This window comes from Vibrio sp. F13 (genome assembly GCF_020806305.2).
In the GTDB taxonomy this organism is placed as follows: Bacteria; Pseudomonadota; Gammaproteobacteria; order Enterobacterales; family Vibrionaceae; genus Vibrio; species Vibrio crassostreae_C.
Genome location: NZ_CP170175.1, coordinates 2,586,829 through 2,612,762 on the forward strand (window position 1 = coordinate 2,586,829; position 25,934 = coordinate 2,612,762).

At 43.8% G+C, this 25,934-nt stretch carries 25 protein-coding genes; 13 read left to right on the plus strand and 12 right to left on the minus strand.

Going from position 1 to position 25,934, the window contains the following annotated elements:
* The first annotated feature begins 51 nt into the window (after positions 1-51).
* From ligA to cueR, 4 genes are all read left to right on the plus strand, one after another.
* On the plus strand, positions 52-2,064 hold the full coding sequence (ligA, locus tag LMH68_RS12045; RefSeq protein ID WP_017063392.1) for an NAD-dependent DNA ligase LigA: 2,013 nt from the start codon (positions 52-54) through the stop codon (positions 2,062-2,064).
* A gap of 525 nt (positions 2,065-2,589) precedes the next feature.
* A complete protein-coding gene (locus LMH68_RS12050; protein ID WP_102332550.1) occupies positions 2,590-3,690 on the plus strand; it encodes a porin in 1,101 nt (366 codons plus the stop codon).
* A gap of 98 nt (positions 3,691-3,788) precedes the next feature.
* On the plus strand, positions 3,789-4,595 hold the full coding sequence (locus LMH68_RS12055) for a DUF2057 family protein (RefSeq protein WP_229647137.1): 807 nt from the start codon (positions 3,789-3,791) through the stop codon (positions 4,593-4,595).
* A 93-nt stretch (positions 4,596-4,688) separates the two neighbouring features.
* Positions 4,689-5,081 carry a Cu(I)-responsive transcriptional regulator gene (cueR, locus tag LMH68_RS12060; protein WP_017061928.1) on the plus strand — a complete coding sequence of 131 codons (393 nt, stop codon included), beginning with the start codon at positions 4,689-4,691 and terminating at the stop codon, positions 5,079-5,081.
* A gap of 76 nt (positions 5,082-5,157) precedes the next feature.
* On the opposite strand, the gene LMH68_RS12065 is transcribed toward cueR, so the two are convergent.
* From LMH68_RS12065 to LMH68_RS12090, 6 genes are all read right to left on the minus strand, one after another.
* Complete coding sequence (locus LMH68_RS12065; protein ID WP_017061927.1) at positions 5,158-5,337, minus strand: hypothetical protein; 180 nt, start codon at positions 5,335-5,337, stop codon at positions 5,158-5,160.
* Between the two features lie 319 nt (positions 5,338-5,656).
* Entirely contained in the window at positions 5,657-6,106 is a 450-nt protein-coding gene (locus tag LMH68_RS12070) for an NfeD family protein (RefSeq protein ID WP_017061926.1), read from the minus strand.
* A 3-nt stretch (positions 6,107-6,109) separates the two neighbouring features.
* On the minus strand, positions 6,110-7,039 hold the full coding sequence (locus LMH68_RS12075) for an SPFH domain-containing protein (protein WP_017063395.1): 930 nt from the start codon (positions 7,037-7,039) through the stop codon (positions 6,110-6,112).
* Positions 7,040-7,236: 197 nt separating this feature from the next.
* Entirely contained in the window at positions 7,237-8,091 is an 855-nt protein-coding gene (locus LMH68_RS12080) for a co-chaperone YbbN (RefSeq protein ID WP_229647136.1), read from the minus strand.
* A gap of 396 nt (positions 8,092-8,487) precedes the next feature.
* Entirely contained in the window at positions 8,488-9,315 is an 828-nt protein-coding gene (locus tag LMH68_RS12085; protein ID WP_017061923.1) for an SDR family oxidoreductase, read from the minus strand.
* 43 nt (positions 9,316-9,358) lie between these two features.
* Positions 9,359-10,273, minus strand: a complete 915-nt coding sequence (locus LMH68_RS12090; RefSeq protein WP_229647135.1) for a TIGR01777 family oxidoreductase — start codon at positions 10,271-10,273, stop codon at positions 9,359-9,361.
* Positions 10,274-10,562: 289 nt separating this feature from the next.
* On the opposite strand from LMH68_RS12090, the gene LMH68_RS12095 reads away from it, so the two are divergent.
* Genes LMH68_RS12095 through yfcE form a run of 5 tightly spaced genes read left to right on the plus strand, consistent with a single transcriptional unit; the run spans position 10,563 to position 13,425 of the window.
* Positions 10,563-11,297 (plus strand): DUF1538 domain-containing protein, encoded by a 735-nt coding sequence (locus tag LMH68_RS12095; protein ID WP_017072437.1) that lies wholly within the window; start codon positions 10,563-10,565, stop codon positions 11,295-11,297.
* The gene (locus tag LMH68_RS12100; protein ID WP_017062208.1) at positions 11,294-12,088 is read left to right on the plus strand and encodes a DUF1538 domain-containing protein; all 795 of its coding nucleotides are present in this window, start codon (positions 11,294-11,296) and stop codon (positions 12,086-12,088) included. Before LMH68_RS12095 ends, LMH68_RS12100 begins: the two co-directional genes overlap by 4 nt.
* On the plus strand, positions 12,078-12,428 hold the full coding sequence (locus tag LMH68_RS12105; RefSeq protein WP_229647134.1) for a P-II family nitrogen regulator: 351 nt from the start codon (positions 12,078-12,080) through the stop codon (positions 12,426-12,428). Before LMH68_RS12100 ends, LMH68_RS12105 begins: the two co-directional genes overlap by 11 nt.
* A complete protein-coding gene (locus LMH68_RS12110; protein ID WP_017062206.1) occupies positions 12,425-12,832 on the plus strand; it encodes a CBS domain-containing protein in 408 nt (135 codons plus the stop codon). Before LMH68_RS12105 ends, LMH68_RS12110 begins: the two co-directional genes overlap by 4 nt.
* A gap of 47 nt (positions 12,833-12,879) precedes the next feature.
* A complete protein-coding gene (yfcE, locus tag LMH68_RS12115) occupies positions 12,880-13,425 on the plus strand; it encodes a phosphodiesterase (RefSeq protein ID WP_017068995.1) in 546 nt (181 codons plus the stop codon).
* A 24-nt stretch (positions 13,426-13,449) separates the two neighbouring features.
* Here yfcE and LMH68_RS12120 read toward each other — a convergent pair whose 3' ends face one another.
* From LMH68_RS12120 to LMH68_RS12130, 3 genes are all read right to left on the minus strand, one after another.
* Positions 13,450-13,770, minus strand: a complete 321-nt coding sequence (locus tag LMH68_RS12120; RefSeq protein ID WP_017062204.1) for a SelT/SelW/SelH family protein — start codon at positions 13,768-13,770, stop codon at positions 13,450-13,452.
* 135 nt (positions 13,771-13,905) lie between these two features.
* Positions 13,906-14,421, minus strand: a complete 516-nt coding sequence (locus tag LMH68_RS12125; RefSeq protein WP_102332546.1) for a regulatory protein ToxS — start codon at positions 14,419-14,421, stop codon at positions 13,906-13,908.
* 1 nt (position 14,422) lies between these two features.
* Positions 14,423-15,334, minus strand: a complete 912-nt coding sequence (locus LMH68_RS12130) for a transcriptional regulator (protein WP_102332545.1) — start codon at positions 15,332-15,334, stop codon at positions 14,423-14,425.
* Between the two features lie 270 nt (positions 15,335-15,604).
* Here LMH68_RS12130 and htpG point away from each other — a divergent pair, with 270 nt between their 5' ends.
* From htpG to hemH, 3 genes are all read left to right on the plus strand, one after another.
* Positions 15,605-17,509: a molecular chaperone HtpG gene (gene htpG, locus LMH68_RS12135; RefSeq protein WP_413755152.1), complete on the plus strand. Its 1,905-nt coding sequence runs from the start codon at positions 15,605-15,607 to the stop codon at positions 17,507-17,509.
* 389 nt (positions 17,510-17,898) lie between these two features.
* Positions 17,899-18,543: an adenylate kinase gene (gene adk / locus LMH68_RS12140; RefSeq protein ID WP_017062200.1), complete on the plus strand. Its 645-nt coding sequence runs from the start codon at positions 17,899-17,901 to the stop codon at positions 18,541-18,543.
* Positions 18,544-18,820: 277 nt separating this feature from the next.
* Positions 18,821-19,783, plus strand: coding sequence for a ferrochelatase (hemH, locus tag LMH68_RS12145; RefSeq protein ID WP_017063404.1), 963 nt, complete (start codon positions 18,821-18,823; stop codon positions 19,781-19,783).
* A 123-nt stretch (positions 19,784-19,906) separates the two neighbouring features.
* On the opposite strand, the gene LMH68_RS12150 is transcribed toward hemH, so the two are convergent.
* Positions 19,907-21,304: a peptide MFS transporter gene (locus LMH68_RS12150; RefSeq protein ID WP_017062198.1), complete on the minus strand. Its 1,398-nt coding sequence runs from the start codon at positions 21,302-21,304 to the stop codon at positions 19,907-19,909.
* A 501-nt stretch (positions 21,305-21,805) separates the two neighbouring features.
* Here LMH68_RS12150 and rfaH point away from each other — a divergent pair.
* Positions 21,806-22,312 carry a transcription/translation regulatory transformer protein RfaH gene (rfaH, locus tag LMH68_RS12155; RefSeq protein ID WP_229647133.1) on the plus strand — a complete coding sequence of 169 codons (507 nt, stop codon included), beginning with the start codon at positions 21,806-21,808 and terminating at the stop codon, positions 22,310-22,312.
* A 79-nt stretch (positions 22,313-22,391) separates the two neighbouring features.
* On the opposite strand, the gene asnB is transcribed toward rfaH, so the two are convergent.
* Together asnB and LMH68_RS12165 are read right to left on the minus strand one after the other, a co-directional pair.
* Positions 22,392-24,062: an asparagine synthase B gene (asnB, locus tag LMH68_RS12160; RefSeq protein WP_017062196.1), complete on the minus strand. Its 1,671-nt coding sequence runs from the start codon at positions 24,060-24,062 to the stop codon at positions 22,392-22,394.
* A 235-nt stretch (positions 24,063-24,297) separates the two neighbouring features.
* A complete protein-coding gene (locus LMH68_RS12165; protein WP_017062195.1) occupies positions 24,298-25,884 on the minus strand; it encodes a cation:proton antiporter family protein in 1,587 nt (528 codons plus the stop codon).
* Positions 25,885-25,934: the final 50 nt, after the last annotated feature.

Consider the following 25,934-nt stretch of genomic DNA (forward strand, 5'->3'; position numbering starts at 1 on the left):
AGGGCTCCTAAGGGAGCCCTTTTTGATATTTCAATCACGATAGAGAATGATATGAAAGAATCGATTCAAGTTACCTTAGAGCAGTTAAGAGAAACTCTGCATTATCACGCCGTTCGTTATTACGTAGAAGATAGCCCTGAGATCCCTGATGTCGAGTACGATCGATTAATGCAGCAATTGCTAAAGATCGAAGAAGAGAACCCGGAACTAGTGACGGTAGATTCTCCGAGCCAACGTGTTGGTGGTCAGCCTCTCGATGGTTTCACTCAAGTGACTCATGAGATCCCAATGCTTTCTCTGGACAATGCTTTCTCTGATGAAGATTTGGATGCGTTCAATAAGCGAATGTCTGATAGAGCGCCAACCGCTAACCTCAAGACTTTCTGTTGTGAACCTAAGCTTGATGGCCTTGCAGTTAGCCTACTCTATGTGAATGGTATTTTAGTTCAGGCTGCGACACGTGGTGACGGTGCGACGGGTGAAAACATCACTGAAAACGTGCGTACGATCAGCTCTATCCCACTTAAGTTACAAGGTGAAGGCTGGCCGCAGCGTATTGAAGTTCGTGGCGAAGTGTTTATGCCAAAAGCGGGTTTCGATAAGTTGAATGAGATGGCGTTGAAGAAAGGCGAGAAAGTATTTGTTAACCCACGTAATGCCGCCGCAGGTAGCCTGCGTCAGCTTGATTCTCGTATTACTGCGAAACGTCCGCTAGCTTTCTACGCATACAGTGTCGGTGTTGTACAAGGCGCTGAGCTATCAAATAGTCACTACCAACGCTTTTTACAGCTTAAAGGTTGGGGCTTACCTATGTGCCCCGAGACTAAGCAACTGAGCTCTCTCGAAGACGTGAAAGCCTATTACCAAGATATTATGACTCGTCGTGATGCTCTGGCTTACGAGATTGATGGCGTTGTTATCAAAGTCGACGATATCGCGGCTCAAGAAGTACTTGGCTTTGTTGCACGAGCGCCACGTTGGGCAATTGCTTATAAGTTCCCAGCTCAAGAAGAGATTACACTGCTCAATGACGTTGAATTTCAGGTGGGCCGTACTGGCGCTATTACGCCGGTTGCTAAACTTGAACCTATCTTCGTTGGTGGCGTGACGGTCAGCAATGCCACTTTACACAATGCCGATGAGATTGCGCGTTTAGGCGTGAAGGTAGGCGACAGCGTTATTATTCGCCGTGCAGGTGACGTTATTCCACAAATAGTGGCTGTTGTACTAGATCGTCGCCCTGAAACGGCTAGAGACATTGTTTTCCCTGATGCTTGCCCAGTATGTAGTTCTGCGGTTGAGCGTGTAGAAGGTGAAGCTGTAGCGCGTTGTACTGGCGGTTTAGTCTGTCAGGCGCAGCGTAAAGAAGCACTTAAACACTTTGTTTCTAGAAAGGCGCTAGACGTTGATGGACTGGGCGTGAAAGTTATTGAGCAGCTTGTGGACCGTGAAATGGTCGAAACACCTGCTGATTTATTTAAGCTAAGTGCTGGCGTGATTACTGTTCTTGACCGAATGGGGCCTAAATCGGCACAGAACGTCGTGAGTGCGTTGAATAAAGCTAAAGACACGACGTTAGCGCGTTTCCTCTATTCACTCGGTATTCGTGAAGTCGGTGAGGCGACAGCGATGAACTTAGCGCAACACTTTAAGACGTTGGAACTGGTTCAAGCAGCTACTCATGAACAATTAGTTGAAGTGTCAGATATTGGTGACATCGTTGCTAGCCATATCACCAGCTTCTTCTCACAAGAGAAAAACAGAGCGGTCGTCGATCAGCTGATAGAGCTAGGTGTGAATTGGCCAATCATCAAAGAAGCTGCCGATGACCAAGAGCTACCATTAGAAGGTAAAGTCGTTGTGTTAACAGGCTCATTGTCGCAATTAGGTCGAAGTGAAGCTAAAGCTGCGTTACAAGCATTAGGTGCGAAAGTGACGGGTAGCGTATCGAAGAAAACGGACATCTTGTTTGCCGGTGAAGCTGCGGGTTCTAAATTAACTAAAGCACAAGATTTAGGTATCGAAATAAGAACAGAAGAAGATCTAATAGCCCTTATTTCGTAAGTAAATACAGATAAAAAAAGCTCAAAGGCACTCCTTTCAAGGGAGTGCCTTTTTTGTTTCTGATATAAAAATGAGGGCTTTTTAATTGTTGAGAATTTTGTTCCTATACGAACTCTAAAATCAGGACAGTGACGCTGCTCAACATTAATGAAATACCATTGTAGTTGTATCAAAAATGCGAGTCATATCTATTTTTACAAAGTGATAATTACCTCAAGTTGTTGAATTTATTGGTATTGATTTTGTTTTGGTGAGGATTTTTCTATTTATCGATCTGGATCACTAAGTACCTATTAAATTTGCACCAACTCATATTTTTTTAGATGAAAATTAAGTTCTCATTGATCTTTTTGAGGGCGAAGTTAGTCTTAATGCCATGGATGCACATGATGTGTATAACCAGAAAGAAAATAGAGAATTCAGAGTTTAGGGTTCTCAAACAAGAAAAGGTATTTCTCTCTACGGCGGCCAACTTTAGGCGGGGAATATTCAAACAGCTATATCCATTTTTAGGAGTTTTATTCCATGGAAAACAAAATTTTCAAACGTACTCTACTAGGTGCATCCGTTGCACTTTTATCGACAGGCGTAATGGCGAAAGAAGTTGGTATCAACTCTGATTTCAACGTTGACGTATACGGTGTTGCAGCTATCTCTCTAGTTAACTACAACACAACTGACAACAACGACTCTAGTACTGGTTACGCTGTAGAGAATGAATCTCGTATCGGCTTCCGTGCTCATAAAGAGATGTTTGATGACGTATTAATCACAATGCAGATTGAATCTGGCTACGTAGATAGCACAGACTGGGGTCATGGCGGCGTTTCAGGCGGTGTGCTTGGTTTCCGTGATACGTTCGTTGGTGCTTCTGGCTCTTGGGGTAACCTGCGTGTGGGTCGTGTTCTTACTCCACTATACGAAATCGTCGACTGGCCATTCTCTAACCCTGGTCTAGGTTCTGTATTCGATTGGGGCGGCATCAACGGTCACTACGATCGTCAATCTAACCAAGTTCGTTACGATTCAGCTAAATTTGGCGGTTTCTCTTTTGCAGCTTCTGTTGGTCGTGACGATAACGACAACGGTGGTGGTGCAGCAACTCGTGACGCAAACTTTGTTGGCGCAAGTGCTAAGTACAGCTTCGAGAAAGTAACATTAATGGGTGCGGTTGAATCTGGTACTCGTGTCGTTGCCGCGTCTGGTGGTGATTGGTCTTTTGATGAAAACGGTAACCCAGAACAGGCTCCTGAAGTAGCTGGTTACGATGATGATACATTCGCATACATTGTTGGTTTCGAAGCTAGCCTACCAGCAGGTTTCGGTTTCGCTGCAGCATATAAAGGCGAAGAGCTAGATAACAGCATCCGCAAAGTAACTCAAGATTCTTACTCTATCATCGGTCAATACTGGAATGGTCCAATCGGTTTCAAACTAGGCTACGCAGCTAACCTTGAGTCTGAAACAAACGGTAAGAAAGACGCTAACTCAGACAGCAACACTATTTCTGGTCAGTTAATGGCTGTTCATAACGGTTTCGTACCTTACCTACGTGTAGCGGGTCGTACTGTTGGTGACGCTGATACAGATATCGTAACTCGCGTTGGTCTTGAATACGGTTTCTAAGCTAGAATCTTTAGCTTAAACAGTTAGATAAAAATTAAAACGCTGGTAAATTTTGTTTGCCAGCGTTTTTCCATAGTGAACATAAGGAATTAGTCATAATGAATAAAGTTAGTGTCGTTGTATTATCATTATTTTTGGGAGCTTGTAGTTCACTCGATTCACAAAGTAATTTTGCAGACTCAGTTGCTGATGTGCAGCCCAAAGGTGGTTACATTAAAGTAACCGGTCAATCTTACGTAGCAGAAAATAGAGCAAATGTAGGCGCAGACATTCTCAAGTCGTCGCTTTACTTTACATACAATAAAGAAGTAACACCAAATACTGCCCCAGAATCTTCAATTACTATGGACGTGAGTTACTTCCAAAGTTACAAAGAGTACGAAACGGTTAGTTTTTTTGGTAAAACGATAGAATTAGAAGATAGACAAGTACCAAGAGAAAGCTGCAGCGAGCACTGTACTAAGACTCAATATATTAAGTTTCCATTAAGTGACGCTGATATTCAGCAAGCAAGACAAAAGAATTTAGAATTTACGCTTGAAGGCCAAAACTCAGTCATGAGCACGACTTTTATCGTACCAAAGGCGTATATCGACACAATTTATAACGGTGCAAATAATCATACAGCTATCGCGGTTGCTCCAGTCGCGGCTGTTCCAGTAGCAGCAGTAGTTGCTGAAGAGCCAAAAGCATCACAAGCACAAGAGATGGTGAATTACTGGTATGGTCAAGCAACCAAAGAAGAGCAATCTGCAGTAACAGATTGGGCATTCAAGAACCGTAAGAACGCTACCCCAACATCACTAGAAGGCTCAAAAGAGATTGAAATGGTTTCATACTGGTTCAATAAGCTAGACAGTGAAGAAAAATCTCAAACTATGATTTGGTTGTTAGAACAAGAGTAAGTTTCTAACGTTACACCCTAGCTATGGTTTTCAGCCGCAGTATTGTATAACAGCAGTACTGCGGTTTTTCATTTTAGGCTTACAGGTAAGATTGTGAATATTGGTGAAGTAGCGAAGCGTGTTGGTACAACAGCGAAATCCATTCGTTTTTACGAAAGTAAAGGCATGATGAGCCCACCGCACCGATCAGAAAATGGTTACAGGCAATATGGCGAGATTCATATCGAACAGTTAGAGTTCGTTTTGAGAGCTAAAATGGTTGGTTTCACTCTCGATGAGTGTAAGTCACTGGTTGAGTTGGCAATGAATCCCAACAGACAAAGCTACGAAGTAAAGAAGAAGGCTACTCAGAAGTTAGATGAAATAGAGTTGAAGCTTGCGGAGTTAAACAAGATGAAGGTGCAGCTACAATCTTGGGTACATGACTGCCCTGGAGATACTTCAACGGAATGTCCTATCTTGAATAATCTATCTGGCCGCAGTTAGGTTATTCCAGTTCTAAATAATCGTCAGGCAGCAATTTCATTACTAGCCTGACTTTAATCACCTATCACAGCACCTATCACAGCACCTTTCCGCCGTAATGTTTACAGATCAACAGTGGTACATGAGTGACTGCGTTACCATCTGAACACTTAACGATAGGCCCCATGTTTCCGTTACCAGGAGACTGACTGCTCGCTAGAGCGCTTCCAAATGACAAGCTGAAAATAGCCGTTAGAATTATTAAAAAATGTCTCATACAAACTCCATTAGGTTTATCTCTAATTGAGATAATTGAAAGTATGGACAAGGAAAAGAAAATTTCAAAAATTGGACGGACTTAACATTTTTAATAATTATAAATAAGCGAGAGTAAGGTTAACTATTCATATATATATTGGGTAAGAAATCTGGCTTTCTTATACCTTTTTAGCTCAATCAAACTTTTTAGCTTTACGAAATAAGAACTTATTTTTTTTTCAATTCAATCTATCGCAATGATAATTCGAATATTATTAAGGTTCAAAAATAGAAAAAGCCTGCATTTATTGAAAATGCAGGCTTCATATAGCTCTTGTTTATAAAGGTTCTATTATTAGAACGATTCCGTCTAAAGCGACAATCTTAATTTCGGTTCCAGATGGAATATCTTGACTGGCCTTTGCTGACCAAGAAGAGTCACCGAACTTAATTCGACAGCTACCTTTCTTTACGTCTTCACTTAAAATAACGGTTTGACCTACCAATTGCTTTTCTCTTTGGTTTAATTCTCGCCCTGCATCCGATTGCTTGTCATTCGAGAGTTGTCTTCTCCACCACAACCAAGTGGTAATAAGAGAGAAGCTAGCAAAGGACAGCCATTGCATCTGCCAACCAATTGGTAATGCTCCTAATAGGGCACCGACCAGCATGGCAGATATGCCTATCCATAAAAAGTAACCAGCGGTTCCAATTAGCTCAAGCGCTAACAATGCTAGACCAAACGCTAACCAATGCCAGTGGTTTACTTGTTCTAGTAATTCGACCATAAGTTAGTCCTTACTACCTTTGTCATTCTTATGTGCAAACATCTCCGCGATACCCGCTACAGAACCCATAAGGCCAGTTGCTTCGAGTGGTAGCATGATGATCTTGCCGTTTTCAGCTTGGCCTATAGATTTCAATGCGTCGGTGTAACCTTGTGCAATGAAGTAATTGACCGCTTGCATGTCACCTTGAGCAATTGCCGTTGATACCATTTCTGTCGCTTTAGCTTCTGCTTCTGCGGCACGCTCACGGGCTTCTGCTTGCAATATTGCCGCTTGCTTCTCACCTTCTGCTTTCAGGATCTCTGATTGCTTGTGGCCTTCTGCTTTCAAGATCTCAGCTTGTCGTACACCTTCTGCTTCTAAGATATCAGCACGTTTATTACGCTCGGCTTTCATCTGGGCATTCATCGCAGCAGTAAGGTCTGCTGGTGGCTGTACGTCTTTAATTTCGATACGGGTGACTTTTACGCCCCAAGGGTTTGTCGCTTCATCAACGATGTTCAGTAGCTTGGTATTGATCATGTCACGCTGACTCAGCATCTCATCCAGTTCCATCGAGCCAAGCACAGTACGGATATTGGTGAGGGTTAAGTTACGGATCGCATGTTCAAGGTCATTCACTTCATAAGCTGCCTTAGGCGCGTCGATAACTTGAACAAAACAAACCGCATCGATAACCACATTTGCATTATCTTTGGAGATGACTTCTTGTGCTGGGATGTCGAGAACACGCTCCATCATGCTGATGCGCTGTCCAACTTTATCAATAAATGGAATGATTAAGTTAAGACCCGGTTTAAGGGTGTGTGTGTATCGCCCGAAGCGTTCAACGGTCCAGTTGTTGCCTTGTGGAACGGTTTTTACGCCAGCGAAGATAAATAACAGTGCGACGGCAGTAAAGACGCCGATAGTAATCAAGGTATCAATAGGCATACAAAATCCTTTGCAAGTTTGAGTTTTTGATAGTTCAGTATTGATACTGGCTCATATTTAAATTCTGAGCAAATTTATAAACGAGAAATGGGCCATAAAATATTGATTTTATGGCCCATTTTACATTCTATTATGCGATAAACTAATTGATTGAATTGTCAATTTTCGATGTTTAATCTACGGCTTTTTAGGTTTAACTAGTAAAGCAGAGAGTACAGTTGTCGACGGTACTTACTGGCAACTGGGTTACCTTGTCCAAGCGCACTCAAGATGTCCATGAACTCTTTCTTCATGTCACCATCGAGAGCATTAAGATCTTTGGCTAGGAAAGACCATAATAGATCCATAGCTTCTTCACTGCGGTTCACTTGGTGATATTGCAATGCTAATTCAGATGCTGTTTTAGCGTCGCTCGGATTTTGCTGAAGAGCTGCTTCTAATGCTTGTATTTCAGGGCTGTCTGCTGCTTGTTTATGAAGTTCAAGCTTTGCAACTAAGCCTTTGTAGTAGTTGTCTTGGTACTCAAGAGGGATAGTTGCTAGCTGAGTTTCAGCAAGGTCAAATTGTTGCGTTTCTAACAAACACTCTGCGATCGCCAGTTTTACTTCACCTTTATTCGTCAGCTCTGCTGGAAGTTGCTGCATTGCTGCTAGTGCCTGTGTGTGCTCGCCAGCTTGCATTTGCTCAAGAGCCTGACGCAAAGCAAGTTCATCTTGGCTAGGAAGGTGTTTGCTGAGCATATCGACAATAGCTTCTATGCTTTGAGGGCCACCGAGCCCATCGACTGGCTGACCATTAACAAACAGTGCAATAGTGGGCAGTGCTTGAACACCAAACTGGCTAGCAATAGCTTGCTCTTGTTCGCAATTGAGCAGGGCTAAGGTGAAGGCACCGTTGTATTGCTGAGTTAAAGTTTGCAGTTCAGGAATGACTTGGGCGCTCTCTTGGCTCATTGGTGCCCAAAAATGGATGAGTACAGGGGTCTGCATCGAATCTTCTAATACTTGACGAAAGTTCTGCTCATTAAGTTCAACAATATGCGGAGATTGCATTTACGTTCCTTGAGGTTTGTTTTGTGGATACGTTGCAAATATGGGGGGATTAGTCGGTAACTTCAAGATCTAACTCGGTTATCTCGGATAAAAAGAACCAAAAATAGAAAAACGCTATGCTTCGATGTTGATATAATTGTTATCTCAACATGGAAGGCATAGCGTTATCATCGAGGTAGTCAGTGAGGCGTTGCGTGAGATACTCAAAACAGAATAAACAACGTAATCGCCAGACCCACACCTACCCAATTAAGGCGGTTTAAAGTCATGAGATTTCCAGAGTAGAACCATCAATTGGGAATAACTGATGGGATAGGATAATCATGACATCTTATTGTTACGGAAAAATTACATCGTTACATTAAAGTTTGCGACTCTGCATTCAAAGTTAGTAATTTATGCAGCTTTTCTCAAAATAGGGTCTAGCAAGCGACTCGGTAGAATCCTTTTCAATACCGCGAACACTTTAGTCGGGGTCGTAACTCGGTATCTTAGCTTGGGTTTGTCGGCGGTGAGAGCATGGAATACCGGCTCAATACAACTTTCTGGAGGCAGGACAAAAGCGTTATTCGATGATTCTTTTTCGAGTCGATCTTTTTGTTGTTGGTAAGCGTCTTGGTGGGCGCTGCCAGAAATGTTGATCCATTTATTGAACGCTTTCAAGGCATTGGTTCTAAATTGAGTCTCAATTGGCCCTGGTTGCAGTAATGAGATCTGTATACCGCTGCCATGCAGTTCTAATCGTAAGGTATCTGTCCAACCCTCAATCGCGAATTTAGAAGCATTATAAGCACCACGATACTTCATGGCTGCAAAACCTAATACGGAACTGTTTTGTACGATTCGACCTTCGCCACGCTCGCGCATGTGCGGAAGGATCTGACAGACGAGATGATGCCAACCAAAGAAGTTGGTTTCGAATTGTTCTCTGAGTCCTTGGGTCGGTAAGTCTTCTAGCGCACCTGCTTGACCGTAAGCACCGTTATTGAATAATCCATACAATCCATTAGGTGCGAGATCAATAGCAAGCTTGGCGCCATGCTCAATACTTTCTTGGTTGGAAAGATCTAATTGAATACAGGTGAGGCCTTCATCTTGAAGGCGTTGAACATCTTGTGGATCACGACAAGATGCAATGACATGAAAACCACGCTTTTGAAGTGCATGAGCACATGTATAGCCAATACCTGTTGAGCAACCGGTAATCAGAATCGACTTGTTCACACTTAATCCTTTATTAGAGTCTCTATCGCTCTAGGGTAAAGAATTAGTCTTGATGTTGTAACAAGTTTTTTAGTGCTGGCTCGATTCTTGAGTAACTAAAGATGAATCCCATCTCAGTGAGTTTCTTCGGCTTGGAGCGAATGCTGTCAAATAGCAAACAAGATGATTCCCCCATGAGAATCGACATTGCCCATTTCGGCGTGAATAAGAAATGCGGTCGGCCTAATTGTTTCGCTAACGTGCTGCTGAACAGTTTGTTGGTCACAGGGTGAGGGGCACACATATTGAATTCCCCTTGAGCGTGGGGGAGTGACAACAGGTGATTGATGGCTCTCACCATATCGAGAATGTGAATCCATGGCATGTACTGCTCACCTGAACCTATTGGACCACCGACGCCGAGTTTATAAGGCAATAGCATCTTCTTGAGTGCGCCGCCATTCTCGCCAAGTACAACCCCTGTTCGCAGTAGTATCACGCGTGTGCTTTCTGATTGTGCTCTCTTGGCTATCTTTTCCCAGTGGGCACAGACTTTATGAGGAAAGCTTTCATCTTCTACTTGCAGTGACTCGTCAAACGGGTGCTGCTGTTGATCGCCATAGTAACCCACTGCTGAACCGCTAATAAAAGCGTGTGGCGGGTTGCTACTGGCATGAATTAATTCGACCAGCTTTTCAGTGATGTGCCAGCGGCTGTTACAGATCCTCTCTTTTTGTTCTGTACTCCAACGCTTATCGGCAATCGGCTCACCCGCGAGGTTGACCACCACATCAAAGTCATTGAGATCACTGAGCTCATCAAGGGATTGAATGTAATGAAGGTTGTTCTGGTTGAGGTGATTTAGGTTTTGCTTCGCATTTTCAGGACTCCGCGTCAGCAATGTCACGTCGTCAGTGTTCCAACTCTTGACCAATTCAGAGCCAATAAATCCAGTACCACCCGTTAACAATATCTTCATACCAATCTCCCTATTAAACATAATTATAGACATGGCTTGTTTTTAGTCGCCAATCAATACGAAAAAATCACTATAACGATCATAAGGTTTCAATCGTGTGATGCCCAAATTACGCCTTTTTCAATTTACAAAGGAGTGAAATTAAATTCATCAAGTCAGGATGTGTACCGTTATCACACTTATGCACTTTACTCGGATATGTTACCAACTGCGTAATATTTGTCACATAAGCAATGATAAGGATTTGCCATGATTATTATTAATTCATAATCAGCGACAAGGAATTGCGATGACGGCGGTGCTTGCTTTGTTTCGATCCATGTTAGGTAGCCTGAGGGATCTATTGCCAATCGTGGCGGTAATCGCTTTCTTCCAGCTTGCTGTCTTACAAGAGCCACTTCCTCATCTTTTATCTATTCTGACTGGCTTAGTGCTCGTCGTTTTTGGACTCACTTTCTTTATCTTTGGCCTTGAAATGGGGTTGTTTCCAATTGGCGAATCGATGGCTCAAGCATTTGCCAGAAAGGGGAGTGTGTTCTGGTTATTGATCTTCGCTTTTTGTTTGGGTTTTGGTACCACCATAGCCGAGCCAGCGTTAACCGCAGTCGCTGCCGAAGCCGCAGAAGTGGCAGCTGAGGGAGGTGTAATCCCCAATACGTTAGATGAAATGGAGCAGTATGCCAATGGCCTGCGCTTTACTGTGGCACTGTCAGTCGGTATCGCTATTTTACTCGGTGTGCTGAGAATCTTAAAAGGTTGGCCAATCCAGTACATGATCATCGGTGGATATATTGGAGTGGTCGTGCTCACTGCATTTGCTCCGGAAAACATCATTGGAATTGCGTATGACTCTGGTGGAGTAACGACATCGACGATCACCGTCCCATTAGTAACTGCGTTAGGGGTGGGTTTAGCCTCGGCAATTAAAGGGCGTAATCCGATGATAGATGGTTTTGGGTTGATCGCGTTTGCTTCGTTGCTGCCGATGATGTTTGTCATGGTGTACGGGATGGTGGTGACATGATCAGTGTTCAACAATTTATCGACACCTTTCTCGGCACTGTGATGGATGTGATCCCGATTGCGATCATCATCTTCGGTTTTCAGTTGGCGGTATTACGAAAGCCAGTCAATAACCTAGCCAAAGTGCTGATCGGTTTCTTCTACGTCATTCTTGGCTTATCACTCTTTTTGATGGGATTGGAACTCGCGTTATTCCCTCTAGGGGAGACGATGGCAATGCAACTCACCGAGCCAAGTTTTTTGACTGAGTTTAAGATCAGTTCTGGTCTTGCTTTGGCTTGGTTTGATTATTACTGGGTCTATCTTTTCGCGTTTTGTATTGGTTTCAGCACCACGATAGCCGAGCCCTCTTTGATTGCTGTAGCGATTAAGGCGAACCAAGTTTCCGGTGGCAGTATCAGCGTCAATGGGCTGAGGATCGCCGTGGCATTGGGCGTTGCTATCGGTATCTCACTGGGCAGCTACCGTATCGTTGCGGGTGACCCGATCCACTACTACATCATTTTTGGTTATGTCGTCGTGGTCATTCAAACCTTTTACGCCCCAAAACTCATTATTCCATTGGCCTACGATTCGGGTGGCGTCACTACATCAACGGTGACAGTCCCTTTAGTGACGGCGCTCGGGCTTGGACTCGCTTCAACCGTACCAGGAAGAAACCCTGTTATTGATGGCTTTGGGTTGATCGCCTTTGCCAGCTTATTTCCCATCATTTCAGTGATGGGCTATGCCCAAATAACACAATGGTTAAACCGTTTACACACCTCTAAGGAGAGCAAAGATGCGCTTTAAACTTATCTTAGCGTTTGTAGAAGAGAGCAAGACCGACAGTGTGCTCGATGCCGCGCGTGATGCGGGCGCGACTGGAGCAACGGTGATTAACAACGCCAGAGGGCAAGGCTTAAACCAAAAAACCACCTTCTTTGGCCTAACGCTAGAGGTACAAAAAGATGTGTTGCTGTTTGTGGTTGAGGAACACTTAGCGAGGCATATTCTTGAAACTATTGGCGAAGTCGGCGAGTTTGACCAGGAGTCAGGACAAGGTATAGCGGTGCAGATCGATATCGAAGACGCAGTCGGGGTTGCGCATCAAGTCGAGACGTTAACAAAGGTTGTGGAGGATGAGCTATGAGTACCAGTGAAAAGATCCGAGTAGGCGATGTCATGGCCAATACGTATGTGATTATCGATGGGCTAACCACGGTGTTAGAAGCGATAGAGATGGCTAAAAAGCACAAAGTGAAGGCAATCATTGTCGATAAACGCCACGAAGATGACGAATACGGTATCGTATTGATGAATGACATTGCCAAGAAAGTACTGGCTAAGAACCGATCTCCAAAGCGAACCAATGTTTATGAGATCATGACCAAGCCAGCGCTAAGCGTGTCTGCTGAGATGAACGTAAAGTATTGCGCTCGCCTGTTTGAACGCTTTGGTATCAGTCGTGCGCCAGTAGTTCGTGATAACAAGATAGTCGGTATGGTTAGTTACAATAATATCGTGATCAATGGTATGGCGAGAGATGACGTGTAGCATTTAGATACGTACAATAGGCTCATAAATTTTATGGAGAAGTACGTGTGAAATTATTTTTTGCTTCAGACCTACACGGTTCGCTGCCAGCAACAGAAAAGGTATTAGAACTCTACCAAGCATCTGGTGCGCAATATTTAGTTCTATTGGGTGACATTCTGAATCATGGACCAAGAAATCCGATTCCAGAAGGATACAACCCGCCGGCGGTTGCAGATAAGTTGAATGCGTTTTCTCAAGAGATCATTGCCGTTCGTGGTAACTGCGATAGCGAAGTGGATCAGATGTTGTTGTCTTTTCCAATGATGATGGATTACTCGTGGGTGCTATTAGAATCAGGCCAGCGTATCTTCCTAACGCATGGCCATTTGTACAACACCAATAAACGCCCTGCGTTGAAGGCGGGCGATATCATTGCACACGGTCATACCCATATTCCTGTCGCCGAATACCAAGATGACATCTTTATCTTTAACCCTAGCTCGGTGACATTCCCACGAGAGGGACACGCGGCAAGCTATGGCATCTATGAAAACAATACCTTCAAAGTCATTAGCCTTGAAGGTGATGTTCTCGTGAGTGGTCAGCTTTAAATCATTGGATCGGCTGTGAAAGGCTTATTTTGAGTCCACGTGGCCGAGATCTCTGTCTGGAGCAATGATGTTTCGTACTCTTTGCTTCAGAACTTTCGCCTCTGGAAAACCGTCATCTGCTTTTCTTTCCCAAATCTGCACACCATTACAAAAGATTTCGAACCTGCCTCCTGTGTCTGGGTGTAAGCTCACTTGTTCAATTTCTTCGCTGAAGGTATGCAGTAGCTCTTGGCATAACCAACTAGAGCGAAGCATCCAATTGCATTGACGGCAATAGTGTATCGCGATTGTGGCTTTTGTTGCTGTCTCTTTCGCTGGCGCCAGATTAGGTTGTTCCGTTTTCATGGTTAATCCTTAAAATGCTACATCCGTAATTTGATACCAACGGCTAACAAAAAAGGGGCTTCATGCCCCTTTTTTCTATTGGTTTACCGTTTCATGGTATTCAGCTATTCATAAACAGTAAATAGCGATCCAATCTTAGTTTGAAAACAATACGGTAGAACCATGATTTAAGCTAGTCAGTAGCAGTGCCTTCGGGTTAACAATATCTATGCGGCGGCTTTGCTCTGCGTCCATCTTAATGACTTGAGTGATCAGCTCTAGCTGTTCTTCTGAAAAGTCTTGGCGCTGAGCCGAGGTCACATCTTTAAACTCCGTTGGCGAAACCAGTAAGTAGTTATCGTTAATATCCCACTGACCTGTTTCTGATATGTTGATCACATTCGCAGGTGCAGTTTGAGTGCTGTACAGCCTAACCACTGACATTCTCAGGTACGTACCATTTGGTAGGTATTTCGCATTCGATGATAGTTCAACTCTACGCAGCGGGCCGATTGCATCAGCTTGCTTGTTGTCGCTAATCAGAGTCACCATTTTCGATTGCCACTCATGCTGAGTGAGCAAGCGCTCTACTTTTGCGTCGCTGCCCCAATATAACCAACCACTTAAGAATGCAGATAGAACCAGTAAAATAATCGATACTTTTAATTTCATGTTACTGACCACCGTTACAAATGTCGTTTACATCCGACTGGTTTGCGTAAATTCTTAGGGTTACATTTTCGCTAGAGTAATCTTGCGGGTGAATGTAGTTGAGGGCAAGGTTGTTGGTTTGTCCACCTGTTGCAATCACCTCAGTCGGTTTCAGCATGCCAGTGTGATTAGTGTTGTAGCGCAATACACACTTCTCTATCGCAGGGAGCCAACTACTGAGATCAGGATGATTGATTGGGGTTTGAATCTTTACACCATCCACTTCAGTCAATGTTCTGAACTCGGATTCTGCGGGGTTAGTAAACGTTAAAACCAGAATTGGCATGATGAAAGCCGCAAGCAATAACGAAAACGCTAACCACTTATTGGTGCCTTTAACCGGGGTAGCAGTTGGTGTTGTTGCTGGTTCCACTTCAACTTTGGTTTCTTGAAACTTTGTAATTGACTCGGGCTCGACAGCTTCAGTCATTGCTTCTTCGGTCATTGTAGGCGTTGCAAACGTTAAGATAGGTTCTACGTCATTTTCTGCAATTTCAGCCGCTGCTGGCTGATCATTTGATGAAAGTGGTGCAGAGCGTTCAACGGTTGCAATAAATTGGTAACCGCGCTTTGGTACTGTTTTTACGAATTCAGGAGATTTAGTCGAGTCTTTGAGCATCTTTCTCAGAGTCGATACGGCTTGCGTTAAGCTTGAGTCATCCACCTCAAAGCCTTGGTCTCGCCAAACATACTCATGCAATTCATTGCGAGTGATAACTTCATTGGGTCTTTCTGACAGCATCAGGAGAATGCGGCTTTCATTGCTACCAAGACGAACGACTTCACCGTCGCTCATTTGATCAACAAGTGAATTGCTGTTTGGGTCGAATACGAACCGCTGTGCGAGAATAAACTTTGTGCCGATATTGCTCATTGAATTCTTCTATTTTTGATTGTTTTGGGTGCGAAATAGACAAATCTCAGGTGAAGTTCCGTTAATTCTTCACCAAATCATGGCTTCTTTTATGTTCTTTTATATTTATCAGACTCAAGGATAATAAAAACAGATCAAAAAAACAGTGTTTTTATGATTTTTGACCTTGAATTTACATTTGTCATCCTCATGTTAATGAACAGAAGAGTGGCATCAAGTGTTACGCCCCTATGATTATTCAACATAAAGTATAGATGTTTTGGAGTAAAAATGAGCGAAACGGCAACGCAAAATAAAGAGACTCGTGGCTTTCAATCTGAAGTAAAACAACTACTTCATCTAATGATTCACTCACTGTATTCAAATAAAGAAATCTTTCTACGTGAGCTGATCTCTAACGCATCTGACGCGGCTGATAAGCTCCGTTTTCAAGCTCTATCGAACGGTGACCTTTACCAAGGTGATGCAGATCTAGGTGTAAAACTTTCTTTCAACGCGGAAGCAAACACGTTAACCATTTCTGATAACGGTATCGGTATGAGCCGCGACAACGTTATTGAGCATTTAGGTACGATTGCTAAGTCAGGCACTGCAGATTTTTTCTCAAAGCTGTCTGAAGACCAAAGCAAAGACTCTCAACTGATTGGTCAATTTGGTGTGGGTTTCTATTCTGCATTCATCGTCGCAGACGCGGTAACGGTTCGCACACGTGCAGCTGGCCTGCCGAACAATGAAGCTGTTCAGTGGCACTCTGCAGGTGAAGGCGATTACACAATCGAAGACATCACTAAAGAGTCTCGTGGTACTGACATCGTTCTGCACATGCGTGAAGACGGTAAAGAGTTCTTAAATGAGTGGCGTCTGCGTGAAGTGATTGGTAAATATTCTGACCACATCGGCATTCCTGTTTCTATCTTCACAGCAGTGAAAGATGACGAAGGTAAAGACACCGAAGAGAAACATTGGGAACAGATCAACAAGGCGCAAGCACTTTGGACTCGTAACAAGTCTGATATCGAGAAAGAAGAGTACCAAGAGTTTTACAAACACGTATCTCACGACTTTGCTGATCCACTAACCTGGAGCCACAACAAGGTTGAAGGTAAGAACGATTACACAAGCCTGCTTTACATCCCAGCGAAAGCACCTTGGGACATGATGAACCGTGACCACAAGAGTGGCTTGAAACTTTACGTGCAGCGTGTATTCATCATGGATGACGCAGAGCAGTTCATGCCATCTTACATGCGTTTCGTTCGTGGCTTGATTGACTCAAACGATCTGCCATTGAACGTGTCTCGTGAAATCCTGCAAGACAACAAGGTAACTCAGTCTCTTCGTGGCGCATGTACCAAGCGTGTACTGACTATGCTTGAGCGCATGGCGAAGAATGACAATGATAAGTACCTAGAGTTTTGGAAAGAGTTCGGCCTAGTATTGAAAGAAGGCCCGGCTGAAGATATGGCGAACAAAGAGAAGATCGCTGGTCTACTTCGTTTCTCGTCAACGGAAGTGGATTCTGCTGAACAAACCATCAGCCTAGAATCTTACGTTGAGCGCATGAAAGAAGGCCAAGATAAGATTTACTACCTGACAGCAGATAGCTACGCTGCCGCTAAGAACAGCCCACACTTGGAGCAGTTCAAAGCTAAAGGTATTGAAGTGGTTCTAATGTACGATCGTATTGATGAGTACGTAATGAACTACCTGACTGACTTCGACGGTAAACAGTTCCAATCGATCACTAAAGCAGGCTTAGACCTAAGCAAGTTTGAAGGTGAAGAAGAGAAAGAGAAGCAAAAAGAGACAGAAGAAGAGTTCAAATCTGTTGTAGAGCGCACTCAATCTTACCTAGGTGGTCGTGTTAAAGAAGTTCGTACGACCTTCAAGCTAGCAACAACACCTGCGGTTGTTGTGACTGACGACTTCGAAATGGGCACGCAAATGGCGAAGCTTCTTGAAGCTGCGGGTCAAGCGGCACCGGAAGTGAAGTACATCTTCGAGATTAACCCTGAGCACGCACTGGTTAAACAGATGGCTGACGAAGCAGACGAGCAAGCGTTTGGTCGTTGGGTTGAGTTGCTACTTGGTCAAGCGATGCTGGCTGAAAAGGGCTCAATGGAAAATCCGTCACAATTCTTGGGTGCAATCAACGAGCTACTAACAAAGCGTTAGTCTTTCGACTTTAGGTTAAGCCAACAATTACAATAAAAAGCTCGCAAATGCGGGCTTTTTTTTATGAACGTCGTTGAAAATTGACCTAACGTGGTCAACGTCACCGTTATCGTCACAACAAATGTTGTCGATGCATTCTTTAGTCGTAAATTCAGCCAAATTGAATATTAATGTGATAGAATGCTCGACCTAATCAGCTGGGGCTAAGAAGCGACTATCTCCAGTTGTATGATTTTTAAACGTTATACCGAAACTTACCGTTTTGCTTCTGTTCACAGTTTTGCTTAGCCTCAATGGTTACTTAACGCTTTCTGTTCATCCTAAAAATGAGCAAGAATGGAGGGATAGTGAGCTTCGGTATAAATCATAATTTTATAAGAGGATTAAACATGCGCATCATTCTTCTAGGTGCTCCTGGCGCGGGTAAAGGTACTCAAGCTAACTTCATCATGAACAAATTTGGTATCCCTCAAATTTCAACTGGTGACATGCTACGTGCTGCTATCAAAGCGGGTACTGAGCTTGGTAAGCAAGCAAAATCAGTAATCGACGCTGGTCAGCTAGTTTCTGATGAAATTATCCTTGGTCTTATCAAAGAGCGTATCGCTCAAGATGACTGTGAGAAAGGTTTCCTACTAGACGGTTTCCCACGCACAATCCCACAAGCTGATGGCCTAAAAGAAATGGGCATCGCTGTTGATTACGTTGTTGAATTTGACGTAGCTGACGATGTGATTGTTGAGCGTATGGCTGGTCGTCGTGCTCACCTTCCTTCTGGTCGTACATACCACACTGTGTACAATCCGCCTAAAGAAGAAGGTAAAGATGACGTAACGGGTGAAGACCTAGTGGTACGTGATGACGACAAAGAAGAAACAGTTCGTGCACGTCTAGGTGTATACCACGATCAAACAGCTCCGCTAATCTCTTACTACGGTAAAGAAGCTGAAGCAGGCAACACTCAGTACCTTAAGTTTGATGGTACTAAGCAAGTTGCTGAAGTTAGTGCAGAACTTGAGAAAGCACTAGCATAATTGGCTAACAGCCAGTTTTAGAATTTGATATATTGGAAGCGACCTTAAGGGTCGCTTTTTTTGTTTCAATTTTTAGTACGATACCAATCTAGATAATTTGATTGCACATGATTCAGAACGGTTCAGACCCGATGGCAGTGGCTAGCAATTGAGAGTGGATGTTGTGTATCTCATATGAAGAGTGATTATTCAGACTTTCATTGAGGCGCAATGATCTTAAACTTATGCAGATTAGTATATTACTTTCCAGAAAATCACATATTGGTCTCAGGTATCTATGGAAAATAATAAAAAGCAGGGTGTTTTACTGGTGAACTTAGGAACTCCAGATTCGGCGACCCCCGCTGGCGTTCGTCGATTTTTGAGTGAATTCTTACACGACAAGCGAGTTGTAAACCTAACGCGTTGGCTTTGGTGTCCTATATTACATGGGGTGATTTTACCGATTCGCTCGCCTAAAGTTGCTAAGCTGTATCAGTCTGTCTGGATGGATGAAGGCTCACCACTGCTTGTGTACTCTCAAAGACAAGCTGAAAAGCTCCAGAAGAAGCTAGAGATGCCTGTTGCACTGGGTATGACCTATGGCAACCCAAGCCTAAAGACTGGTGTTGAGCAACTGATGGAGCAGGGCGTTGAGGACATCATCGTACTGCCTTTATATCCGCAGTACTCTGGTACAACCACAGCGGCGGTTTCTGATGGTTTAACCAAAGCCTTTAAGCAGATGCCAGTTATCCCGAGCTATCGCTTTATTCGCGACTACTACGCGCACCCAAGCTATGCCAAAGCATTGGCTGAAAGCGTCCGCAGTCATTGGGATAAAAATGGCAGAGCCGATCATTTAGTGTGTTCTTTCCACGGTATTCCGAAGCGACTGGCTGATGAAGGCGATATCTACCCTCAGCATTGTGAAGCGACAACAAAGCTGCTTGCGGCAGAGTTAGGTTTGTCAGCGGACGATATCACAATGACATACCAATCGCGATTTGGTCGAGAAGAGTGGTTGAAGCCATACACTGACGAGACACTTGAATCACTGCCGAGTAAAGGCATCAAGAAGATCGACATTATGGCACCTGCCTTTTCGGTTGACTGTTTGGAAACGTTGGAAGAGATTTCAGACCAGTGTAAAGAGACTTTCATTGACGCTGGTGGTTCGGACTTTAGCTACATTATGTGTCTGAACGACAGAGATTCGCACATCGATATGATGGCAGAGTTAGTGGCGCTGTATCGCTAACAGATGCTGAGCCTTGATTATGACTTATCGTTAGCATTAAGGCGCATAATACAAATAACAAAAGGGCTGCTCATTGAGCAGCCCTTTTTGATCAGGATATTTCGTTTTGAAACAGCTTGAGAGTTAAGCCGCAGATGTCTCTGTTGCTTGCTTAGCTTTAGGCTCTGCTTCAAGCGTCATGTTGGTTTCTACGCCGTGCATCCATGACACAAGCTTACCAGCACAAAGCAGCAGTAATATGCCACTCACCGTTGCTGTGATAGCAATACCACTGAAGATTGACATAGCACCAAGCTCACCAACGTGAGAACCAACCAGGCCTGCCACGTAGTTTGCCACCGCATTGAAGCCAAACCATGCACCCATCATCAATGATGCTAGGCGAAGCGGAGCTAACTTAGTGACCAACGACAGGCCAATAGGAGATAGACAAAGCTCACCAAGGGTATGGAAGAAGAAAGCGCCGACTAGCCATAGCATTGATGTTTTCACTGTTAGGTCACCGCCTTGCTCCATTACCGCGCCCATCATGCACACAAAGCCCAGTGCTAAGAAGAACAATGCCATTGCAAACTTCACAGGAGAGTTGGGTTCACGCTTACCCAGTTTCACCCAGAACGCAGCAATGATTGGAGCAAGTGTAATGATGAAGAATGGGTTCAAAGATTGGAACCACGCAGCAGGAACTTCAAAGCCACCAATCATACGGTCAGTATATTGTTGAGTGTAGATGTTCATTAGGCCGCCAGCTTGTTCAAAGCCCGCCCAGAATACAATCACGAACAGACCCATGATAAGAATCACTTTTAGTCTGTCGAACTCTTCTTTGGTCAGTGGCGCTTTTTCTTTAGATTTGTTCAGTGCTTTCGCTCTTGCAGCAGCAGGTACAGAACCGATGTTGCCTAACCAAGACTGAGCCATTGTCACTTGCATGATCAAGCTAATAACCATACCAATACCAGCGGCTAGGAAACCTGCTTTCCAACCGAATGAATCGACAGCAGCACCTGAAATTAAGCCACCAAGCAGCGCACCTAAGTTGATGCCCATGTAGAAAATGGTGAAAGCACCGTCACGGCGGTTATCGCCTTCTTGGTACAGATCGCCAACCATGGTTGAGATGTTCGGCTTAAACATACCGTTACCACTGATTAGCAGTGCTAAACCAAGGTACAGAGCGTTCACTTGGTCTAAACCGATGAAGCCGTTAGGTAGAGCCAGTGTAAATTGGCCAAGTGCCATTAATACACCGCCAATCAGAATTGATTTACGCTGACCTAGGTAGTTATCGGCAATCCAGCCACCAATTAATGGTGTGATGTAGACTAAACCGGTGTAAATACCGTAGAGATCGAGTGCGTCTTTCGTTGACCAACCCAGTCCACCGTTGAGGGTAGTGTCAGTCAAAAATAAGACAAGGATGGCGCGCATCGCATAGTAAGAGAAACGTTCCCATAGCTCTGTGCTAAAAAGTAGAAATAGGCCTCTAGGGTGGCCAAAGATGTTGTGGTTGCTTGGCATAAGTTTTACTAATTTTAGGTATTAAAAGATTTTATGGTCATTCATGTATACACAGTGGGATAAAAGTCTGCAATAGACGTATTTTATGGTTACGACAACTTGGTTTAGCTAAGGTATTGATATTAATCATCTTTACTTTTAATGTTGCCCATTTTAAGTGTGCTGCAAACTAATTTTCCAGATTTGAGCTGGTTGGTTAATAACCTTTATTAAAGTCGTGTTGAATAAAAATCTTTAGATGCATTGCTCTGGTGTATCATTTTGAGTTTAAAGGGAGTGGTGTGCTCATTAGGTGGGGTATACATATGCTTACAACAATGAGTCTTTTGATCTCTAAATGATCTCTGTACAATGCTTAACCACTCCGACACCTATAACTTTTTGTTGATAAATTGGTCTGCTACGCATTATTTTTCGTTAGCAACGATTCATTTTATTAATGGCGATTCAACCGTTTTAGGCATGTGGTAAAATATCTAAAAATATAAAATGGCTAGTTAAATGAAACGTTGGTATTTGCTTTACTGTAAGCGTGGTGATCAAAAACGCGCTCAGCAGCACTTAGAGAATCAGGGGGTAGAGTGCTTTTACCCTCAAATAGAAGTCAAAAAGGTGGTGAGAGGGAAAGAAAAGCAGGTCAAAGAACCGCTGTTTCCGTCTTACATCTTTGTTCGCTTCGATTATGAGCAAGGTCCTAGCTTCACGACCGTTCGTTCAACACGTGGCGTTGTGGACTTTATTAAGTTCGGTTCACTGCCGCACGAGGTCCAAGGAGACTTGGTGTTTGAACTTAAAGAGTTTGAGAAGTGCTGCAGTAACGAAATGGAAGATTGTTGTGTTGAGTTTGAATCCGGGCAGGTAGTCAAGATTCAGAGTGGCCAGTTTGCCGGGGTTGAAGCTATTTTCGATCAGAAAGACGGTGAGGCTCGATCGATTATGCTGGTCAAAATGATCAGCCAAGTCGTTCCAATCAGTATTGAGAACGAAGCACTACAAGCTCGCGCATAACTGTAGTAATAAAAAATAGGCTTAAAACAAAAGGCGCATAATGCGCCTTTTTTAGTCTTTAGGATTTGTTCAAAACGCTCTAAGCGTTGTAAGCATCGTTGTGAACGGCTTGTACTGCACGGCCTGATGGGTCGACACAGTTTTTGAATGACTCATCCCACTCAATCGCTTTCGCTGATGAACAAGCAACTGAAGGACCACCAGGTACACACTCTGCCGCAGATTCTAGAGGGAATAGCTCCTCAAAGATTTCACGGTAAGCATAACCTTCTTTGGTTGTTGGCGTGTTGTAAGGGAAACGGAACTTAGCAGCTTCCATTTGTTGATCCGTTACTTTTGCTTCAGCCGTTGCTTTTAATGTATCAATCCAATCGTAGCCAACACCATCAGAGAACTGCTCTTTTTGACGCCATGCGATTGAATCTGGTAGGTAGTCTTCAAAACACTCACGCAAGATGTGCTTCTCCATCTTACCGTTACCACACATCTTGTCTTCAGGGTTTAGACGCATTGCGACATCGATGAACTCTTTATCCAAGAATGGTACACGGCCTTCAACACCCCATGCCGCTAGCGATTTGTTTGCACGAGCACAGTCGAACATGCTTAGAGCAAGTAGCTTACGTACTGTCTCTTCGTGGAACTCTTTCGCGTTTGGCGCTTTATGGAAGTACAGGTAACCACCAAAGATCTCATCAGCACCTTCGCCAGACAATACCATTTTGATACCCATTGCTTTGATCTTACGAGCAAGCAAGTACATTGGCGTTGATGCACGAATCGTCGTTACATCATAAGTCTCGATGTGGTAGATAACATCACGGATGGCATCTAAGCCTTCCTGAATGGTGTAAGTCATCTCGTGGTGCACAGTACCGATCTTGTCCGCAACTTCACGAGCAGCGATAAGGTCTGGTGCGCCTTCAAGGCCAACAGCGAATGAGTGCAGTTGTGGCCACCAAGCTTCAGATTGCTCATCATCTTCGATACGCATTGCAGCAAAGCGTTTTGCGACGGCTGAAGTAATTGATGAATCAAGGCCGCCAGATAGAAGTACACCGTAAGGAACGTCAGTCATTAGCTGACGTTTAACTGCTGCTTCTAGCGCTTCAGTCAGTTCTTCTTTGCTTGTGCTGTTGCCTTGTACCGCAGCGTACTCGTTCCAATCTCGGATGTAGTAGCGTTGAGGTTCAGCATCTTTCGAAGAGTAGAAGCTACCTGGAGGGAATTCACTGATCGTCTTACATACTTCAACCAATGCTTTCATCTCTGAAGCCACGTAGTAGTTGCCGTGCTCATCGTAACCTTGGTAAAGCGGGATGATACCAATATGGTCGCGGCCCACTAGGTACTCGTCTTTCTCTTCGTCGTATAAAACGAATGCGAAAATACCGTTAAGCTCTTCTAGAAGGTCTGCACCCATCTCTTGGTATAGCGCTAGGATAACTTCACAGTCAGAATCAGTCTGGAACTGGTACTTATCTTCATAGCGTGCACGAAGTTCTTTGTGGTTATAAATTTCACCGTTTACTGCAAGAATGTGCTTTTTGTCTTGACTGTATAGTGGTTGAGCACCACTGTTCAAGCCAACAATAGCAAGACGTTCATGAGCAAGGATTGCTTTTTCACCAGCATAGATACCAGACCAGTCTGGACCACGGTGACGAAGCTTCTTAGACATTTCTAAAGCAATAGGGCGAAGTGCTGCGGCATCACTTTTAATGTCGAGAATGCCAAATACTGAACACATAGAACTTCCTTTTAAATAATTTCCAAATCAACTGCATTCAATTTGCCATTCTGGCTAAAAAAAGCAACCGGATGTGAGCAAAAAAATAATATAAAGGGTGTTCTGTTAGAAATTATCTAATTTTTATGTGCTTTTGGTGTGTGATGTTTAATTGCGGTTGGTTTTTTAAACAAAAACCTCTCAAAATTGCGAAAAATAGGCAGTTTTGAGAGGTTTAGTTGAACACTGTCTAATACTAGATTTTATTGATATTTGGATTTAACTGTTCGCAAACGTGGCGAGCAAAACCACTACCAGCCTCGCTGTAAATGTTAAATGCCGCATCAACGCCATTCTCTTTCAGTGTTTCGAGTTGATCGGGATATTCAGCAATAGCCGCAATTTGGCCTTTAAAGTTACGTGACTTTAATTGTTCTAAAGCGGTTTGATTACCTTGGTGGTGAGGCATTGCCAAAATCACCAGCTTTACGTTTGCTGTATCTAGAATTCGCTCCCAGAAATCTGGGTCAGTCGCGTCGCCAGAAATCACGTTTCTGCCTTGGCTTCTGTGGTTGTGCGCGGCTTCTTCACGCACTTCTACACCTAGGCTGACCTTGCCATAGCGAGTACGTAATTCGTCATAAGCACCGGTACCAATTCGGCCCATACCTAGAATAAGCACTTGGGCACGACCAGGGTCAATTCGCTTATCACGTCGGTGAAGCTTTTCTGACGCATGCTCTTTTAGCCATTTACCTGACTGCTGATAAAGCTTATGACCAGCTCGGTTTAAAGGAGCAGCGATTAGAAAAGACAGTGAAACTGCAATGGCAACGGCAACTAAGATATCACCCGACATCCAACCCATCTTGAAGGCGAGACCACCAACGATGAGGCCAAACTCGCTATAGTTAAACAGTGATAGCGAGGCAAGTAGAGACGTTCGAACACGGAACTTGAAGCGGTTGAGTACCAAGAAGTAGAGAACACCTTTCACTGGCAGCATCAGCAAGAACAAGATTGCGAGCATAAAGCCTTGAATGGTTGGTTGCTCTGACAGACCAATATTCAAGAAGAAACAGACAAGGAAAAGTTCTTTAAGGTTAAACAGCGACTTTGATAATTCTGAGGCTTTTGGGTGACCAGCAAGTAACATACCTAGAACAAGAGCCCCCAAATCTGGTTTCACACCAACCAAATGGAATAAACCAGCACCGACGACTAATGCGAAGAAGATGCCGGAAAGAACCAGCATCTCACCGTGACCAACCCAATCGAGCACTTTGTAGAACAGTGGGCGTAATAAGGGTAGGGCAAACAGAGCAATTGCATACCACTCAGGTATTTTGCCCGTAGAAGCCGTTAAGAATACTACGGCGAAGATATCCTGCATGACCAAGATACCAATCGCTAACGTTCCGTAGGTCGCATTCATTTCGCCTTTCTCTTGCAGAGTCTTAACCGCAAATACAGTACTAGAGAATGAAAGAGCAAAACCGAGCAGAACGATCTGTTCTACCGACATGGCAGCTAGCGATGAAATACCTAAGAACTTAAAGCCAAACAGGGCGACGGCGAAAAACAGAGTGGATAAAAGGTTGTGGATTGTCGCGCCAGCCCAGATCTCTTTAGAGAGTAGGGTTTTGATATCGAGCTTTAAGCCGATAGTAAATAGAAGCAGCGTGACACCAAGGTCAGCTAAAGTAATGATGGTGTCATTGGTTTCAAAGCCAAAGGCAAAAAGCCCAAAGCCTGCAACCAAAAAACCAACTAATGGGGGAAGGTGACACTTTAAAGCAATAAATCCTGCGATAAACGCAGTGGATATTAATATAAGTTCCATAACTTGTTGTTGTAGTTCCCTAGCTTAAAAAAACGGGCCGTGTTTATACA